Here is a 16,868-nt window from a genome sequence, read left to right as displayed (position 1 = left end):
GCGAGCACCAAAAAAACGGCACGCCGGTCGGCGTGCCGTTTTTTGGTGAAGGAACTAGTCGTTCTGCAGGTAACTGAGCAGGCGCAGAATCTCGATGTACAGCCAGACCAGGGTCACCGTCAGCCCCAGCGCGATGCCCCAGGCCGCCTTCTCCGGCGCGCCGGCGCGGACCATCTGGTCGGCGGCGTCGAAGTCGATGAGGAAGCTGAAGGCCGCGATGCCGATACACACCAGCGAGAAGATGATCGCCAGCGGCCCGCCGCTGCGCAGGCCCATGCCCGTGCCGCCGCCGACGCCGAACATCGCCAACACGAAATTGCCGAGCATCAGGACCAGCACACCGAACAGGGCGGCGACGACCATGCGGGTGAACTTGGGCGTGACCCGGATGGCCCCGGTCTTGTAGACCACGAGCATCCCGAAGAACACCCCGAAGGTACCCAGCACCGCCTCGCCGATCAGGGCGCCGGCGCTGGCCGAGGACACCTGGAAGTTCGCGAACACGAACGAGATGGCGCCCAGGAACAGCCCCTCCAGGACGGCGTAGCTGAGCACGATCGCCGGGCTGTCCTGCTTGCGCCCGAAGGTGGCGACCAGCACCAGTCCCAGTCCGCCGAGCGCACCGATCATGGTCAGCGGCATCGCCAGCGCGGCATTCCCGGCCACCAGGAAGTAGGAGACGACCGCGGCGGCCGACAGCACGGCCAGCGTGATGCCGGTCTTGGTGACGACGTCGTCGATGGTCACCGGACGGGTGGCTTTGGCCTCCTGGTAGGGGGCCCGATAAGCATCGGCCTGGTAGTAGCCCTGCTGCACCTGCGACGCGCCCGTGCCGAAGCGCGCGTATCCGCCGCTCTGCTTGGGCAGCGAACGAAATACCGGGTTGCTAGTCTCCCGCACCGTCGGATCCTCTCTCATGGCTGTGGCTTCGAGATATGTGCGAACACACACTCAACGATCGATGGCCCGACCGGAGTTCCCGACAGAGCCGGCGTCTAACGAGTGTTTCCTGCCTCGGATGTGGTCGTCGGCTTAAACATAAACCTTACCCGCAGGCATTGCCGACCTCGGAACGATCTAGATTTCTCGTCGAGGCCGGGTTCGGCTTCGGGGCGGCCGCGCAGAATGCGAACGGATCGCGAACAAGAGGAGGCCAGGGCGTGACAGAGGGATCCGACGAGGTTCTGACCCGCGTCGAGGGGGACGTCGGCTTGATCACGCTCAACCGCCCCAAGGCGATCAACTCGCTGAACCAGCCGATGGTCGACGCGCTGCGGGCGGTGCTCACCGACTGGGCCGGTGACGACGCAGTCCGCGCGGTGGTGCTCGCCGGGGCGGGGGAACGCGGTCTGTGCGCCGGCGGCGACGTCGTCGCGGTCTACCACAGCGCCCGCAAGGACGGGGTGGAGGCGCGGCGGTTCTGGCGTGAGGAGTATCTGCTCAACGCCCAGATCGGCCGGTTCGCCAAGCCGTACGTCTCGTTGATGGACGGCATCGTGATGGGCGGCGGGGTCGGCGTCAGCGCGCACGCGAACACCCGGGTGGTGACCGACACGTCGAAGGTCGCGATGCCCGAGGTCGGCATCGGGTTCATCCCCGACGTGGGCGGGGTTTTCCTGCTGTCCCGCGCGCCGGGCGGGCTGGGTCTGCACGCCGCCCTGACCGGTGCGCCGTTCTCCGGCGCCGACGCCATCGCGATGGGATTCGCCGACCACTACGTCCCGCACGGCGACCTCGAGGCCTTCACCCGCGCGGTCGTCGCCGACGGGCCCGACGCCGCGCTGGCCCGCCACGCCGTCGAACCACCACCGAGTGAGCTTGCCGCACAACGGGACTGGATCGCCGAATGCTATGCCGCCGACAGCGCCGAGGACATCCTGGCCGCGTTGCGCGGACACGGCGCACCCGCCGCGCAGGAGGCCGCCGACCTGATCGCCACCCGCTCCCCCATCGCGGTGTCGGTGACGCTGGCCGCGGTGCGCCGGGCCGAGAAGCTGGGGACGCTGGAAGATGTTCTGGTGCAAGACTATCGGGTGTCGAGTGCGTCGCTGCGATCGCACGACCTGGTGGAGGGCATCCGGGCGCAGCTGATCGACAAGGACCGCAACCCGAAGTGGTCGCCGGCGACGCTGGCCGCGGTGAGCGCGGCCGACGTCGACGCGTATTTCGCGCCGGTCGACGACGACTTGAGCTTCTGAGAAAGGCGGATTCGGTGACAGACACGGAATACGAGACCATCCTCGTCGAGCGCGACGAGCGGGTCGGCGTCATCACGCTGAACCGGCCGCAGGCGCTCAACGCTCTCAACAGTCGGGTGATGAACGAAGTCACCCGCGCAGCGACGGAATTCGACGAAGATCCCGGCATCGGGGCGATCATCATCACCGGATCGGCGAAGGCATTCGCCGCCGGTGCCGACATCAAGGAGATGGCCGCGCTGACGTACGCGGATGCCTTCGGCGCCGACTTCTTCGCCCCCTGGGCGAAATTGGCGGCCGTCCGCACCCCGACGATCGCCGCGGTGGCGGGTCATGCCCTCGGCGGCGGCTGCGAGCTCGCCATGATGTGCGACCTGCTGATCGCCGCCGACACGGCGAAATTCGGCCAGCCGGAGATCAAACTCGGCGTGCTGCCCGGCATGGGCGGCTCCCAACGGCTCACCCGCGCCATCGGCAAGGCCAAGGCGATGGACCTGATCCTGACCGGGCGCACCATCGACGCCGCGGAAGCCGAACGCAGCGGCCTGGTCTCGCGCGTGGTACCGGCCGACGACCTGCTGACCGAGGCCAGGGCCGTGGCCACCACGATCTCGCAGATGTCGCGCTCGGCGACCCGGATGGCCAAGGAGGCCGTGAACCGCTCGTTCGAAACCACCCTGTCCGAGGGCCTGCTCTACGAGCGCCGGCTGTTCCACTCGACCTTCGCCACCGAGGACCAGTCCGAGGGCATGGCCGCCTTCATCGAGAAACGCCCTCCGAACTTCCGCCACCGGTAGGGCTTTCGATGGACCAAGCGGCTTCCGCGACCAGCACCGTCGGCCACCAACCGGCGGCCGACAGTGCGGAAGCCGGAACCGCAACAGCCACACCACGGGAGTCGGTGCTCGGCCGCCGGCAGTGGTGGCTGCGCCACTACACCTTCACCGGCACCGCCGTCGGGCTGGTCTTCGTGTGGTGCTCGATGACGCCGTCGCTGCTGCCGCGCACCGCGCTGTTCCAGGGACTGGTCAGCGGGATCTCCGGAGCTATCGGCTACGGGCTCGGCGTCTTCGCGGTCTGGCTGGTCCGCTACATGAGCGACCGGAATTCCAGCCCGCCGGCGCCGCGTTGGGCCTGGATGGTGCTGATCCCGATCGGGGCGGTCGGCATGGTGATCATGGCGATCCGCTTCCACGTCTGGCAGGACGACGTGCGCGACCTGATGGGCGTGCCGCACCTGCGCTGGTACGACTACCCGGTGGCCGCCGGACTGTCGCTGGTGGTGCTGTTCACGCTGGTCGAGATCGGGCAGGCCATCCGCTGGCTGGTCAGCTTCCTGGTCAGGCGGGTCGACCGGGTGGCGCCGTTTCGGCTCTCGGCGACCATCGTGGTGGTCACGCTCGCGGTCCTCACGATCACCGTGCTCAACGGCGTCGTACTCAAGTCCGCGATGCGCACAATGAACCACACCTTCGCCTCGGCCAACGACGAGATGAACCCCGCCACCGCGCCCCCGAGAACGCCGCTGCGCTCCGGTGGCCCGGGATCGCTGGTGTCGTGGGAGTCGCTGGGCCGGGAGGGCCGCATCTTCGTCGAGGGCGGCCCGACCGTCGAGCAGCTCACCGAGTTCAACGGGGCCCCGGCCACCGAGCCGATCCGCGCCTACGCCGGCCTGGACGCCACCACGGACGGCATCACCGCGACCGCCGAGCTGGCGGCCCAGGAGCTGCAGCGCACCGGCGGGCTGCAGCGCGCCGTCGTCGCGGTGGGGACCACCACCGGCACCGGCTGGATCAATGAGGCCGAAGCCTCGGCGCTGGAGTACATGTACAACGGCAACACCGCGGTCGTGAGCATGCAGTACTCGTTCCTGCCCAGCTGGCTGTCGTTCCTGGTGGACAAGGAGAACGCCCGCCACGCCGGCCAGGCGCTCTTCGAGGCCGTCGACAGGCTGATCCGGCTGATGCCCGAGGGGCATCGCCCCAAGCTCGTGGTGTTCGGCGAGAGCCTGGGGTCCTTCGGCGCCGAGGCGCCGTTCATGAGCCTCAACAACGTCCTGGCACGCACCGACGGGGCGCTGTTCAGCGGCCCGACGTTCAACAACACCATCTGGACGGACCTGACCGCCACCCGCGATCCCGGCTCACCGGAGTGGCTGCCGATCTACCACGACGGCAAGAACGTCCGGTTCGTCGCCCGCCCAAGCAATTTCGCGCGTCCGGACGCCGCCTGGGACGTCCCGCGGGTGGTCTATCTGCAGCACGCGTCGGACCCGATCGCCTGGTGGACGCCCAGCCTGCTGTTCAAGGAACCGGACTGGCTGAAGGAAAAACGGGGCTACGACGTGCTGCCGCAGACGCGCTGGATCCCGGTGGTGACGTTCCTGCAGGTCACCGCCGACATGGCGGTCGCCCTGGACGTGCCCGACGGCCATGGCCATCGCTACGTCGCCGACGTCGCCAACGGCTGGGCCGCCGTCCTGTCGCCACCCGGCTGGACAGCGGCCAAGACCGAGCGACTGCGGCCGCTGCTGCACTCCGGCGACTAACGGGATCCGGGCAGCCGGTCGAGCACCCCGGCGTCGGCCAGCGCGTGATAGCCGCCGACGACGTCGGTGGCCCGGTGCAGACCGATGTCCAGCAGCGCGGCCGCCGCCAGGCTCGAGGTGTAACCCTGCGAGCACACGATCACCCATTCGACATCGTCGCCGACGGCCTCGGGCAGCCTGGCCTCGCTGGTCGGATCGCAGCGCCATTCCAGCACGTTGCGTTCGACGACCAGCGCCCCGGGCAGCTCACCTTCGTCGGAGCGCTGCGCCTGCGGCCGGATGTCGACGAGCACCGCCCCGCGGCGCAGCGCCTCGGGCACCTCGGCGGCGGGAAGCCGGCGGTAGCGGCGCCGGGCGGATCGAAGGACGACGTCGATGCGGCTCATCACGGCCCCTTTGGGTGGCCGGTCAGTTCGGTGCGGTTGCGGCGCAACGTGTCGGCGTCGGTGACCTCGTAGTACGACATCGCGGTCAGCGGCGGCGAGTAGGCGTGCACGCTCAGCGCCGGACGCACACCGCCGTCGCCCCCGCCCGCCCACACCACGTCGTGCACCCAGCCCAGCGGAAACCCGGCCTGATCCCCGGCCTCGAGCCGACGGCGCCGCAATCGCTCGCCGTCCCAACGGAATTCGTCGAGCGCACCGGACAACACGGTCAGCGCCCCCAGCGACCCGCCGTGGTCGTGCAGTTCGGTGGCGTGGCCCGGCACCCAGCCGATCAGCCAGACGTCGAGTTCGTCGTCGCCGTGGATGCGGGTGAACCAGCGCCGCGACTCCGGGATGCCGCCGGTGGGCAGCAGGTGGTCGCAACGTCCGCTGAGCACGTCGTCGGCGGCCCGGTCGGTGGCGTGGAGCAGGTCGGGCACCCGCAGCCGCGTGGGCCCCGAGGACGGGGACGAGATGCCGCGTGCGCGCAGGGCCGCATGACGGGTGACGGGCAGGGACATCGAGGAACTCCAGAGACGGAAAACGGACGGGGCGAGCGGCGGGGTGCTAACGCCGACAACACCTGCAAATTCCGGAGTGCTCCATCACGGCAGCCAGTGTTGCATAGATTGGCAGAGTGCGCCGGCGCAGTCATCGGGTCCCGCGGTGGGGCGCCGTCGTCCTCGCTGCCGGCGTGCTGGCATGTTCGCCGGCGCTCGCCGGTTGCTCGCGCGGCTCGGGCGGTGGCGGGACCACGTCGGCGCCGGCAGGGCCGTCGGGCAGCGCCGGTGTCCGGGGTCCGGCGCCGCCCGCCCCGATCGGCCTGTCCCCCGCCGGCGTGACGACCCGGGTGGACGTCCCCGCCGATTCCACCGAGGAGCAGTACTTCCAGGCCTGTCACGCCGCGAAGGTGTGGATGGATGCCCAGCCCGGCTCCGGCGCATCGTTGGTCGAGCCGTATCTGGCGATGGTCCAGGCGTCGCCGTCGGGAACCCCGGGCAGCTGGGATACCCCGTGGGCGCGGCTGAGCCTGGCCCGGCAGGCAGCGGTGATCGTCGCCGCGCGGGCGGCCGCCAACGACGAATGTGGATAGCGCCGCTGCCGCAGCGCTGTTGAGATCACGGTGCACAAAAGTGCCGCCCGGGCAGCCGGGGACCGCTCCGCCGCGCAGAATGAGTGGATGCCCGGCGAACCTGACGCGGCGGTTGCCCGTCGATCGGCATCGACGCGGGTGGCGCTCTCCCTCGGCAGCGGCGGCGCCCGCGGCTACGCCCACATCGGGGTGATCGAGGCGCTGCAGGCGCGCGGCTATGACGTCGTCGGGATCGCCGGCTCGTCGATGGGTGCGCTGGTCGGCGGCCTGCAGGCGGCCGGACGCCTCGACGAGTTCGCCGACTGGGCGAAGTCGTTGACCCAGCGCACCATCCTGCGGCTGCTGGACCCCTCCATCAGCGCCGCGGGGGTGATGCGGGCCGGCAAGATCCTGGACGCGGTGCGCGATATCCTGGGCCCGCTCGCCATCGAGGAACTGGCCATCCCCTACACCGCGGTCGCGACCGATCTGCTGGCCGGGAAGTCGGTGTGGTTCCAGCGCGGCCCCCTCGACGAGGCGATCCGGGCGTCCATCGCGATTCCCGGGTTGATCGCCCCCTACGAGGTCGACGGACGGCTGCTGGCCGACGGCGGCATCCTCGACCCGTTGCCGATAGCCCCGCTCTCGGCGGTCAACGCCGAGCTGACCGTCGCGGTGAACCTCAGCGGCAGCGAGGTGATCGCCAGCCGCGCCGCCGAGCCGGGCGCCACCGCCGAGTGGTTGAACCGCATGGTGCGCAGCACCTCGGCGCTGCTCGACACCGCCGCCACCCGCTCGCTGCTCGACCGGCCGACGGCGCGGGCGGTGCTGGGCAGGTTGGGCGCCGGGCCCGCCGACGTCGATCGGCCCGACGCGGATCCCGACACCGAGCCGCACGAGGCCGCCGAACCCGCCGACGGCGACGCGGACGTTCCCCGGCTGAGCAGCTTCGAGGTGATGAACCGCACGATCGATATCGCCCAGTCGGCGCTGGCGCGCCACAGCCTGGCGGCCTACCCGCCGGACCTGTTGATCGAGGTTCCGCGCTCGACCTGCCGCAGCCTGGAGTTCCATCGCGCGGTGGAGGTGATCGCCGCCGGCCGCGCGGTGGCCGACCGGGCGCTGGACGCCTTCGAGGCGGGCTCCGGCGCAACCACGCCGCCCGCGATCGAGGCCTGACCCGGCCGGGTCACAGACCCAGGAATCGCGCGACCGCGCCCGCTTCCCGGCGTCCCTGCTCGCGCCCGGCGACCGCGGAGGCCACGCGGCACCGCGGGTCGAGCGGATTGGGCCCGAAGGCCGTCAGCGAGCTCGCGTCGGCGAAGACGGCGAACGCGGCGCCGCCGAACGCCTCCACCTCGGCGGCGGGGCCGGGACCGAACGGCGACGGCGTGTTCACCTCGCTGGGCACCAGGACCACCGCCTCGTCGCAGTCGTCGGCCACCGCGAGGTTCACCGAGCTGGCCACCCCGCCGTCCATGTAGCGCCGGCCCGCGATGGTCACCGGCGGCCACGCCCCCGGCACCGCGCAACTGGCCGCCACCGCGTCGACGAGGCCCACGCCGGAGTCGCGGTCGAAGACGACGAGTTCGCCGGCGGCGGTGTCGACGGCGGTGATCCGCAGCGCGCGGCCGGGCCACTCGTGCGAGGGCAGGCGTTCGGCGATCACCCGGCGCCGGACCGCCTCGGCGACGGTCCTGCTGGCCAGGGCCACCGCGCCGATCCGCTGCATGCGCTGCCGGGTCAGGTCCTGCGAGTCGTCGTAGGGCTCGCGCAGGGCGGCCAGGAACAGTGCGGTGATGTCGTCGACGTCGACCCCGGAGTCGATCTCGGCCGACGACTCGCCCACCTGCCGGCCGTAGAGCGCCTCGAGCGTGCTGCCGCTGCCGAGCTGCGCGGCGACCGCCGCGCCGGCCGAGGTCCCGACCAGCACGTCGGAGTCCAGCAGCAGCCGCGCCGCGGGGGGCGACTCGTCGGCGATGCCGCGCAGAACGCCGGTCGCCCAGGCGATTCCCGCTATTCCTCCACCGGCCAGTACGAGCGCTCGTCGGGGTGCCACGCCCATGCACTCTGCCAGACGGCCGGGTTCACGCCGGCGCGTGCTGCGCCTGCTGCGCCGGCTCGTCCAGGTCGGACTTGGCGAGCTGGTGGCGGGGCGGGCCGGGCAGCGCCACGCTGCGGTCGATGTGCAGCCCGGCGTCGACGTGGATCAGTTCGCCCGGCTCCATCAGCCGCCAGCGTGGGTCGTCGTCCATCCGTTCGCTGGCGAACACCACCGACGACCGGGCGTACAGGTGCCGCGAGTACGCGCGGATCCGGTTGGTGCGCAGGTGGAAATCCCGGTCGGCGTGGTCGTGGCGGCGGTCCAGGACGTAGAGCGTGTGGGTTTCGGGATAGCGCAGCGCCCACATCTCGGTGGCGGTGCTCAGCAGCACGTTGACGGCATAAAGCGGCACGCTGTCCGCGAGCCAGCCCATCGCGTCGAGCAGGCCCGCGGTCACGTCGCCGTCGTGGTCGCGGACGCGGGCGGTGATCAGGGCGAAGACCCGCTCGGAATCGGTCTGGCCGAGCACCAGGTCGTCGGTGCCGGCCTCGCGCAGCCGTTCGTCGACGGCGTCGAGCCCCTCGACCACGCCGTTGTGGGCGAAGAGCCGGCCGTCCTGCAGGAACGGGTGGGTGTTGTGCACGTCGTGCGCGCCGGTCGTGGCGTAGCGGACGTGGGCGAGGAAGGTGGTGCCGGTCATCTCGTGCGCCTCGGTGGCGAAGGCGGCGTCCTCCCAGGCCGCCATCGGCTGCTTGCGCAGCTCCGGGCGGCCGTGCTGGTCGAAGACGCCCAGGCCGGTGCCGTCGGGGTTTTTGCGGCTCTGCCGACAGAGGTTGTCGGGGGCGTCCAGCAGCCAGAAAGTGGCGGTGCACACGTCCGTCCCGGCGTGCAGGCCGAAGAGTCGACACATGCTTTCGACAGTAACCGCGCCGCGCCGAGCGCGATCAGTCGCGCGCTTCGATCACCCAATAGCCGTGCTCGGCGTAGCGCGACCGGATGGCCTTCTTGTCGTACTTGCCGACGCTGGTCCGCGGGATCTCGTCGACGAACGTCCACCGCTCCGGCAGCCACCAGCGAACGACCTTGTCGGCCAAGTACTCTCGCAGCTGCTCGGCGCCGACCGGCTCCCCCGGTTTGGTCACGACCACCGCCAGCGGCCGTTCCTGCCAGCGCTCGTCCGGAACGCCGACGACCGCGGCCTCGACCACGTGCGGATGCCCGATCAGGCAGTTCTCCAACTCCACCGAGGAGATCCACTCGCCGCCGGACTTGATGACGTCCTTGGCCCGGTCGGTCAGGGTGAGGAAGCTGCGCTCGTCCATGCGGCCGACGTCGCCGGTGCGCAGCCAGCCCGAGTCGAACTTGGACTCGTCGCGCCCCAGGTAGTAGGAGCCGGCGATCCACGGCCCGCGGACCTCCACCTCGCCCACGGCCGCGCCGTCGTTGGGCAGCGGCCGGCCCTCGTCGTCGACGATGCGCATCTCCACCCCGCACACCGGCTGCCCCTGGGTCGCGCGGTACTCCCACCGCCGCTCCGGCGGGGTACCGGGCGGCGGCCAGGCCGTGGTGGCCATCGGGGACGTCTCCGTCATCCCCCACATCTGCCGGATCTCGACGCGGTGCTTCTCCTCGAAGGTCCGCATCAGCGACACCGGCACGGCCGAGCCGCCGCAGGCCACCAGCCGCAGCGACGACAGGTCGTGGTCGGGCTCCTCCTCGAGGCGATGCAGGATGTCGTTCCAGATGGTCGGCACCGCGCCCGCCACGGTGGGCCGCAGCTTCTCGATCATGTCGAGCACCGACCGGGCGTCGAGGTGGCGGTCGGGCAGCACGATGTCGGCGCCGGCCATCAGCGCAGCGTACGGCAGCCCCCATGCGTTGGCGTGAAACATCGGCACGATGGGCAGCACCGTGTCGTCGGTCCCGACGCCGATGCCGTTGGCGGTGCAGGTCGTGATGGAGTGCAGGAAGCTGGAACGGTGGCTGTAGACCACGCCTTTGGGGTTGCCGGTGGTGCCGCTGGTGTAGCACATCGCGGCCGCGGAGCGCTCGTCGATGTCCGGCCAGTCGAATTCGGCGGACTCGGCGGCCACGACATCGGCGTAGCGCAGCACGGTCTTGCCCGAGCGCTCCAGCGCGGCGGTGTCCCCGTCCCCGACCGCGATCACCGTGTGCACCGACTCGAGCTCGGGCAGCACCGGGGCGAGTTGCCCGGCCAGTGAGAGGTCGACGAGCACGACGCGGTCGTCGGCCTCGTTGGCGATGTAGGCGATCTGTTCGGGAAAGAGCCGGATGTTGAGGGTGTGCAGCACGGCGCCCATCGACGGCACCGCCAGGTAGGTCGCCAGGTGTTCGGCGTTGTTCCACATGAACGTGGCCACCCGCTGATCCCCCGCGACGCCCAGGTGACGCAGCGCGTTGGCCAGCCGGGCCGCCTGCCGACCCAGCTCGGCGTAGGTGGTGTGCCGGTAGCCGCCGCTCCCGGTGGCCGTGGTGACCGTGCGGGCTCCGTGGACGCCGCAGCCGTGTCGCATGATCGCGGTGATCGTCAGCGGGAAGTCCTGCATCGTGCTGTCCATCGCTGTGCCGCCTTCGCCCCTCGTGTTCGGTGCGCCGAATGCTATCGCCGCGCGCACCCAGGGAGAAAACGGGTGGCGGGAGCACCGCCTCGAGGCGCGTCAGACCAGGGCGGGCGCGTCCTCGACCAGCTCGGGCACGACCCACTCGGCGGATCCGCTGGCCCGCCCGGGGCACTCGATCCCCGGCGCCACGATCGAGGCAACCGGCGCGACGGTGATCGCGCCGGAGTACTCGGCGATGTAGAGGTAGGTGCCGTCCGGGCTCTCCACCACACAGGAGGGTTGGTCTGCCACGCCGACGCTGCCGAGGACGTCCTGCGTCAGGGTGCACAGCACCGTGATGCCCTCGTCGCTGACCAGATAGGCACGGTCGCCGTCGCCGCTGAGCGTCAGCCCGGTCACGACGCCGGTGATCTCGCCGAGTTTGCGCGTGCCGGTGATCCTGCGGGTGCGGGTGTCGACGACGTCGATCACGGCACCGAGTTCGGGCGCGCTGCTCAGGACGTAGGCCAGCGTCCCGTCGGGGCTGAGCGCGACGTCGCGGATCGGCAGGCCGATGTCGAGGGTGTCGACGGTGCGCGCACCGTCGCCGGAACGGGCGCCCGTCTCGACCACGACGAGCCGTCCACCGGCGGCGACGTAGAGGTGAACGCCGTCGGGGCTGAGCCGCAGGCGATCCACGGTGGGTGCCCACGCGTCAGCGGCGCCCACGGTGTGGACCGCGGCGGTGAGATCGACCGTCTCCACCGCGCCCGTCGTCGTGTCCAACACGGCGACGTCCGCCACACCGGCGCCGGTGCGCCCGGCGTAGACGCGCGCGCCGTCGGGGCTCACCACCAGGTCGCTCACGCTGTGCGCCAGTCGGTGGGATGCGACGACGGTGTGGGTCGCCAGGTCGATGATCGCGATCGCGTCGTAGGCCGTGGTCGCGGTGCGCACGTAGGCGCGCCCGGCGTCGGGGCCGGCCGCGGCGATCGCCGACGCCTCGCCCATCCCGGCGAAGGTTCCGGTGACGCGGCACGTGGCCGCGTCGACGACGGACACGCTGTCGTCGCCGTAGTTGGTCACGAGCAGTCGTGAGCCGTCGGGGGTGGCGGCGATGCCGCCGATGGGACCGTTGTTCACGCCGATCTTGACGACGATCGGGGATCCCGGCTCCTCACCGAGTTCGATGACCTGACCGTTCCGCGCGATCGTCCGGTCGTTCCCGTCTTTCATGCTGACACCGCCTTTGCTGTGTTCGTCGTACGTCCACGCGCGACAGTGGTCGAGACAACCTTTGCGAGACCGGCGGCGTGGATTTACCCGTGTCCCAGCACCTGCAAGGTGACTGCTTTTTCCAGATCCTACCGGCTGAATTTCCCGAGAAAATAAAGCAAATTCGCGCCCTGTAACCCACATCACCCGAGCGCCCCGGCAAGTGGCCTTGCGATTGGCCGGAATTCGCGGCATGGCAAACGCGGCATGCGGCTACTCACAGGAATTCCCGTGTCGTCGCTAACTTTTCGGGGCACCCGTACACCCGGAACCGAAAATCGGGAAATTCGCCGTTGTGGCCGCGATTTGGAGGCAAATGTCACAGCGCGGGCCACGCGCGTCGCGCGGGTGAGATTCTCAGCCGAAGTGGGTCCGCGGGCGCGGTTGCCGCACACCGTCGACGACGACGTCGACCTTCTCGTCGTAGAAGGCCACCAGGCCGGCGATCCGGGCCACCGCGGGCAGCGGGTAGTGGTACGTCCAGGCGAGGTCGGGATGGACGGTGCCGACGGCGCGCACCCACCAGTAGCCCCACGTCACTCCCTTGTACGGGCACAGCGTCTGGGTCGGCGACGGTTCCAGGTGCTCGATGGCGACATCGGTCAAGTCGATGTAACACCTTGTGGACAAACCGGTTTCGAAGAGCAGCACCGGGGTCGCGGTATCGGCCAGCACCACCCCGCCGAGTTCCACCCGGACGTGGCGGTGCGAGCGCAGCGCGTCGACCCGCACGTACGGACTGCGCGGATGGCCGTAGATCGGCTCGTCCTCCTCGAACCAGCGCAGCGGGCCCTCGCCGTCGAACACCCGCGCGACCGATTCGTGGACCCGGTCCCCGGCGACCAGGGAGTGCAGCCGCGACGGCCCGAACTGCACGCGCTGCGGGTGCTGCTCGTCGCGCAGGAACCCGTCGCGGACGCCGGTGACCGGGATGTAGTACTGCGGGTAGTAGGGCACCTCCCACACGTAGCGGGCCGCGGTGGTGTCGAAGACCAGCGCATCGCCGAGATAGCCGCGGACCCGGCGCGCGCGGGCTCGATCCTGCCGCGTTCGGCGGTCACGCGGCCGCTACTGGTTCTTGGACGCCAGACCGGCCGGCGCGTGCGCGACGGCGTTGCGGATGGCGTCGGCCAGCGCCAGCGCGCTCTCCTCGGTGAGCTCGAGCGCCACCCGCGCCGACGGCCCCAGCTGCGGGTTGATCACGTCGATGTTGACGGTGTGGCCGTAGGGCGCGTGGACCGGATGGTCGACGTACACGGTCGCGCGGCTGGCGCCGAACCATCCCGTCGCCCCCTTGCCGCTGCCGTCGATCTCGACGTGTTCGGTCAGATAGGTGCACATGGGTTGGGAAACCTAGCCTTTCAGGTGGGTGGCGAAGAACTCGTCGATGTGCCGCCAGCCGTCCAGCGCCGCCTCCACCCGGTAGGCCGGCCGGTCGACGGCGAAGAACGCGTGGCCGGCGTCGTCGTAGGCGTGGAATTCGTGCGGCTTACCCAGCTTGTTCAGCTCGGCGTCGAGCGTGGCCACCGCCTCGGGCGAGGGGAACTGGTCCTCGTTGCCGAACAGGCCCAGCAGTGGGCAGCTCAGGTTGGGCGCCAGGTCGAGAATCGGCTTGAAGGCCTTGGGCATTCCCTCCGGCGGATCCTCGACGACGAACGCGCCGTAGCAGTCCACCGCGGCGTCCAGCGGCAGCGAGCACGCCGCCAGGAAGGCGTGCCGCCCGCCCGAGCAGTGCCCGATCACGCCGAACTTCCCGTTCGCGCCGGGCAACGTGCGCAGGTGTTCGATCGCACCGGCCACGTCGCCGACCAGCCGCTCGTCGGGCACCCCGCCGGCCGCACGCGCCGCCGCGGCGGCGTCGTCGGGAGACGCACCCGGCGCCTCGCGAGAGTACAGGTTGGGCACCACCGCGTGATAGCCGCCGACCGCGAGCCGGCGGACGAATTCCTTGGTCTGCCGGTCATATCCGGGCATGTGGTGGATCCACACGATCCCGCCGCGCGACCCCTCGGCCAGCGGCATGGCGCGGTAGGCCTCGATCTCGTCGCCCCGGTGGCCGGTGATGCTGATCGTCTCCGCGCGGATCGCATCCGGGCTGACCGTGCTCATCACGATGCTCCTTTTCCGGGCCGCAACCGAATGCGGAACGCGCGCGGCCCTGCTGGCACGCCCCGCCGGACCCAACGTATCCGACCGTCGGCGCGCCCGTCAGCCGACGACGATCGGCACCGTCACCTCGTCCATCTTGACGGGCACCTTGGCCATGTCCACCGACAGGATCTCCCCGCTGTCCTGGGTGCCGTTGCTCAGCTTCTTGGGCCGAAGCCGGAACGGCGGCGCGTCCGACCCCGGGGCAAGGCCGGCCAACCCGTAGTCGCTTTCGTTGGCCACCAGCAGCGTCTTCCCGCCGTCCGGGGTGACGAGCCCTTCGACTTTCTCGTGCCCGAAGAAGTCACCGTTGGGCGACAGGGTCCGCAACAGGGCGCCGAGGTTGAGCTTGGGCGCCTTGGACGCAACGGCGATCCCCGCCTCCTGGAGTTTGTTCGTGGCCGCCGCGTCGGTGCTGACACCGACGAACGTCTCGATCGGCACGCCGTCGACCAGGAGGCCGCCAGCCTCGGACCGGTACACCGACCCGGACACCATCGCGCGCGGGCCGACGTCGGTGGCCCCGGCGATATCGGTCACGTAGATCTTCTTGTTGCCTTGCGGCGCAGGCTCGTTGTCGCGTTCGTCGACCAGGAATGTGGTCGCACCGATGGCCGTGATCTCCGACACCGCCACCTTGGTCTGCTGCGGATCGGCCAACGGGTAGAGGTACTCGTGCACGTCACCGCGGTCGGTCAAGTCGACGGTCACGATCCGGGTGACCGGCACCGACCCGGACGGCCCGGCCGGTGTCCGCAACGCGGAGTGCATGATGCCCACCAGCGTCGTGCCGTCCGGAGTGATCGTCAGGCCCTCCATGCCCTGATTCGGGGCGCGCAGCGAGAGCTCTCTGGGCAGCGTCCCATCGGAGGGCGAAAGCCGTTCCAGCTCTTTGCCGTTGGCATCGAAGTGGACCAGCGATGGACCGTACTCGTCGGACACCCAGAAGCCGCCGTCGGGCATGGCGACCAGCCCCTCGGGGTCCAGGCCGTGATCCGACGGCGCCAGGACCGTGCCGTTGAGGTCCACCAGCGATTCGCCGGGGCTCGCCCGCGAGTCGGCAAGCCCGACCAGGGGTGCGCCATCCGTGCCGCACAGCGTGACGGCGCGCTCTACCGACGCCGTTCCGTCGGCGAGCTTGAGTTTGACGATCTGCGGGTGGAAATCCGGTAGCGGAAGCACCTTTTCGCCGGGGCCAGGGCCGTCGACCGCGGGCCCGCGGTCGGTGAGGCCGTAGATCTCGCCGACGCTGCCGGGCACCGCCGCGATCGCGGACCCGTGCGAATTAGCCTGGATCACAACGCCGCCGATCGTGGCGAGCGGCGCCGCGTTCTCGGCGTAGAGCTTGACGGTGTCGCTGACGGTCGCGGGAAGGTGGTCGGTGCCGGTGAACCCGGCGTCGGGGGTGTAGATCATCGCGCCGTTGGCGCCGTACGCGATGCTGCCGTGCTCGGGCTTGCCGAACGACACCGGTGTCACCCCGTGGGTGGCGGCCAGCATCCGGGCCGGGGAGATGAGGAGCGCCCTGCCGGCGCCGGTGCTCAACGGTGCGTCGGCCGCGGGCAACGTCCGCGACGGCGCGGAGCCCGACGAACAGGCCACCACCGTGGCCAGCACGGTCGCCGCCGCGACCGGCCACCCCGCCCTACGCCCCACGCGAATGGCTTACCAAGAGAAGTTGTCCAGCAAGTGAACGCCGCACCGCCGTCACCGCCGCCTGTCGCGCACCTTGTAGGTCGAGGGCCACGATTTTCGCGCCTCGTCTCCGGTCAGCGGCGTCCCCATTCCGCCGACCTTGACGCTGTAGGCCTCCTTGCCGGGGCCGACCTCGCGGTTGGCGTGCTCCTGGGCCAGGTAGTACAGCTCGTCGATGGTGGCTTCGTCGTAGGCGACGAACGAGGTTTCCCGCACGACGTCGTCGATCCCGGCCAGCAACCGGCTCGGCAGCGCCCGCGACACCAGCACGGCCAGGGCCAGCAGCGAGAACGGCACTACCCAGTAGCAGACGTAGGACAGCGGGTTCGTCGCGTCCCGGCTGCCTGCCCCGGCGTTTACGACGGGCGGGATGGCCGACGACACGGTCATCCCGGCGAACGCGGCGACCCAGATCCAGGTGAGCAGGCGGGCCAGCCGGCCGAACAGCTCCGTGCTGACGACGTCGGGCGGCTGCTCGGCAGCGGCGCATTCCGCGACGAACGACCTGCCGAGCAGCGTGCCGGTCAGCGTCATGAGCAGGATGCCGGCGTTGCTCAGCGGCAGCAGCCACGCCAGCGCGGACGACTCGCCCAGCACCACCGTCAACACCGTCAGGACCCCGAACGTGGCGACGGCGCCGGCTTCCGCCACGCGCCCGGACTTCCCGGTCACTCCCGCGGTCAGCAGCGCCGCCACGGCGGTGACCAGGGCGACCCACGCGGCGACCGCCGCGGGGGCGTCACCGACGAGCACCCAGTAGACGATCCACGGCGACAACCGGAAGAGCATGCCCATGAGGGGTCAGTGTATGACCGCCGGCCGACGCTACGGCGGCATCGCGCGGGCTTCTTCACGCCGACCGCCGGGCTCGCCGCGGCCCTGCGGGCGGCCGAGCCCAGGCG

The 16,868-nt window shown here is 70.6% G+C and carries 17 protein-coding genes and 1 pseudogene; 6 read left to right on the top strand and 12 right to left on the bottom strand.

Translation table 11 applies throughout. The features are described 5' to 3' along the window. Window positions 1-54 precede the first annotated feature (54 nt). Window positions 55-900: a Bax inhibitor-1/YccA family protein gene (locus tag AB8998_RS07725; RefSeq protein ID WP_369737333.1), complete on the bottom strand. Its 846-nt coding sequence runs from the start codon at window positions 898-900 to the stop codon at window positions 55-57. Between the two features lie 260 nt (window positions 901-1,160). Here AB8998_RS07725 and AB8998_RS07720 point away from each other — a divergent pair, with 260 nt between their 5' ends. Genes AB8998_RS07720 through AB8998_RS07710 form a run of 3 tightly spaced genes read left to right on the top strand, consistent with a single transcriptional unit; the run spans window position 1,161 to window position 4,746 of the window. Next, on the top strand, window positions 1,161-2,198 hold the full coding sequence (locus AB8998_RS07720; protein WP_369737332.1) for an enoyl-CoA hydratase/isomerase family protein: 1,038 nt from the start codon (window positions 1,161-1,163) through the stop codon (window positions 2,196-2,198). 14 nt (window positions 2,199-2,212) lie between these two features. Beyond that, window positions 2,213-2,995, top strand: coding sequence for an enoyl-CoA hydratase (locus tag AB8998_RS07715; protein WP_369737331.1), 783 nt, complete (start codon window positions 2,213-2,215; stop codon window positions 2,993-2,995). Between the two features lie 8 nt (window positions 2,996-3,003). Further along, window positions 3,004-4,746, top strand: a complete 1,743-nt coding sequence (locus AB8998_RS07710) for an alpha/beta hydrolase (RefSeq protein WP_369737330.1) — start codon at window positions 3,004-3,006, stop codon at window positions 4,744-4,746. Here the strand turns inward: AB8998_RS07710 and AB8998_RS07705 are convergent. Beyond that, window positions 4,743-5,132, bottom strand: a complete 390-nt coding sequence (locus tag AB8998_RS07705) for a rhodanese-like domain-containing protein (protein WP_369737329.1) — start codon at window positions 5,130-5,132, stop codon at window positions 4,743-4,745. The two genes, AB8998_RS07710 and AB8998_RS07705, sit on opposite strands and share 4 nt — an antisense overlap. Further along, complete coding sequence (locus AB8998_RS07700) at window positions 5,132-5,692, bottom strand: cysteine dioxygenase (protein ID WP_369737328.1); 561 nt, start codon at window positions 5,690-5,692, stop codon at window positions 5,132-5,134. The genes AB8998_RS07705 and AB8998_RS07700 overlap by 1 nt, the downstream gene beginning before the upstream one ends. Window positions 5,693-5,808: 116 nt before the next feature. Between AB8998_RS07700 and AB8998_RS07695 the strand changes: the two genes are divergently transcribed. Together AB8998_RS07695 and AB8998_RS07690 are read left to right on the top strand one after the other, a co-directional pair. Further along, the gene (locus AB8998_RS07695; RefSeq protein ID WP_369737327.1) at window positions 5,809-6,264 is read left to right on the top strand and encodes a lipoprotein LpqV; all 456 of its coding nucleotides are present in this window, start codon (window positions 5,809-5,811) and stop codon (window positions 6,262-6,264) included. A gap of 87 nt (window positions 6,265-6,351) precedes the next feature. Then, window positions 6,352-7,422 carry a patatin-like phospholipase family protein gene (locus AB8998_RS07690; protein ID WP_369737326.1) on the top strand — a complete coding sequence of 357 codons (1,071 nt, stop codon included), beginning with the start codon at window positions 6,352-6,354 and terminating at the stop codon, window positions 7,420-7,422. A gap of 10 nt (window positions 7,423-7,432) precedes the next feature. Here the strand turns inward: AB8998_RS07690 and AB8998_RS07685 are convergent, their stop codons facing one another. From AB8998_RS07685 to AB8998_RS07650, 8 genes and pseudogenes are all read right to left on the bottom strand, one after another. Continuing rightward, window positions 7,433-8,302 (bottom strand): patatin-like phospholipase family protein, encoded by an 870-nt coding sequence (locus AB8998_RS07685; protein ID WP_369737325.1) that lies wholly within the window; start codon window positions 8,300-8,302, stop codon window positions 7,433-7,435. Between the two features lie 28 nt (window positions 8,303-8,330). After that, on the bottom strand, window positions 8,331-9,197 hold the full coding sequence (locus tag AB8998_RS07680; protein ID WP_369737324.1) for a class II glutamine amidotransferase: 867 nt from the start codon (window positions 9,195-9,197) through the stop codon (window positions 8,331-8,333). A gap of 34 nt (window positions 9,198-9,231) precedes the next feature. After that, window positions 9,232-10,866: a fatty acid--CoA ligase gene (locus tag AB8998_RS07675; protein ID WP_369737323.1), complete on the bottom strand. Its 1,635-nt coding sequence runs from the start codon at window positions 10,864-10,866 to the stop codon at window positions 9,232-9,234. A 99-nt stretch (window positions 10,867-10,965) separates the two neighbouring features. Further along, window positions 10,966-12,084, bottom strand: a complete 1,119-nt coding sequence (locus AB8998_RS07670; RefSeq protein ID WP_369737322.1) for a YncE family protein — start codon at window positions 12,082-12,084, stop codon at window positions 10,966-10,968. Window positions 12,085-12,480: 396 nt separating this feature from the next. Further along, a pseudogene (locus AB8998_RS07665) lies at window positions 12,481-13,184 on the bottom strand (DUF427 domain-containing protein). A gap of 7 nt (window positions 13,185-13,191) precedes the next feature. After that, complete coding sequence (locus AB8998_RS07660) at window positions 13,192-13,464, bottom strand: DUF6295 family protein (RefSeq protein WP_369737321.1); 273 nt, start codon at window positions 13,462-13,464, stop codon at window positions 13,192-13,194. 12 nt (window positions 13,465-13,476) lie between these two features. Then, entirely contained in the window at window positions 13,477-14,232 is a 756-nt protein-coding gene (locus AB8998_RS07655; protein WP_369737320.1) for a dienelactone hydrolase family protein, read from the bottom strand. A 99-nt stretch (window positions 14,233-14,331) separates the two neighbouring features. Beyond that, entirely contained in the window at window positions 14,332-15,741 is a 1,410-nt protein-coding gene (locus AB8998_RS07650; RefSeq protein ID WP_369737318.1) for an esterase-like activity of phytase family protein, read from the bottom strand. Here AB8998_RS07650 and AB8998_RS07645 point away from each other — a divergent pair. Next, on the top strand, window positions 15,728-15,964 hold the full coding sequence (locus tag AB8998_RS07645; RefSeq protein ID WP_369737317.1) for a hypothetical protein: 237 nt from the start codon (window positions 15,728-15,730) through the stop codon (window positions 15,962-15,964). The two genes, AB8998_RS07650 and AB8998_RS07645, sit on opposite strands and share 14 nt — an antisense overlap. Window positions 15,965-15,978: 14 nt before the next feature. On the opposite strand, the gene AB8998_RS07640 is transcribed toward AB8998_RS07645, so the two are convergent. Beyond that, complete coding sequence (locus AB8998_RS07640) at window positions 15,979-16,761, bottom strand: hypothetical protein (RefSeq protein ID WP_369737316.1); 783 nt, start codon at window positions 16,759-16,761, stop codon at window positions 15,979-15,981. Between the last annotated feature and the right edge of the window lie 107 nt (window positions 16,762-16,868).

Origin of the sequence: Mycobacterium sp. HUMS_12744610 (genome assembly GCF_041206865.1) — a bacterium.
Taxonomy (GTDB): domain Bacteria; phylum Actinomycetota; class Actinomycetes; order Mycobacteriales; family Mycobacteriaceae; genus Mycobacterium; species Mycobacterium servetii.
This window is presented reverse-complemented; position numbering and strand designations above follow the sequence as displayed.

Coding starts and splice junctions, on each gene's coding strand:
- AB8998_RS07690 (WP_369737326.1), top strand. CDS start 6,352: ATGCCCGGCGAACCTGACGCGGCGGTTGCCCGTCGATCGGCATCGACG.
- AB8998_RS07655 (WP_369737320.1), bottom strand. CDS start 14,232: ATGAGCACGGTCAGCCCGGATGCGATCCGCGCGGAGACGATCAGCATC.
- AB8998_RS07710 (WP_369737330.1), top strand. CDS start 3,004: ATGGACCAAGCGGCTTCCGCGACCAGCACCGTCGGCCACCAACCGGCG.
- AB8998_RS07660 (WP_369737321.1), bottom strand. CDS start 13,464: ATGTGCACCTATCTGACCGAACACGTCGAGATCGACGGCAGCGGCAAG.
- AB8998_RS07680 (WP_369737324.1), bottom strand. CDS start 9,197: ATGTGTCGACTCTTCGGCCTGCACGCCGGGACGGACGTGTGCACCGCC.
- AB8998_RS07705 (WP_369737329.1), bottom strand. CDS start 5,132: ATGAGCCGCATCGACGTCGTCCTTCGATCCGCCCGGCGCCGCTACCGC.
- AB8998_RS07640 (WP_369737316.1), bottom strand. CDS start 16,761: ATGGGCATGCTCTTCCGGTTGTCGCCGTGGATCGTCTACTGGGTGCTC.
- AB8998_RS07700 (WP_369737328.1), bottom strand. CDS start 5,692: ATGTCCCTGCCCGTCACCCGTCATGCGGCCCTGCGCGCACGCGGCATC.
- AB8998_RS07675 (WP_369737323.1), bottom strand. CDS start 10,866: ATGGACAGCACGATGCAGGACTTCCCGCTGACGATCACCGCGATCATG.
- AB8998_RS07670 (WP_369737322.1), bottom strand. CDS start 12,084: ATGAAAGACGGGAACGACCGGACGATCGCGCGGAACGGTCAGGTCATC.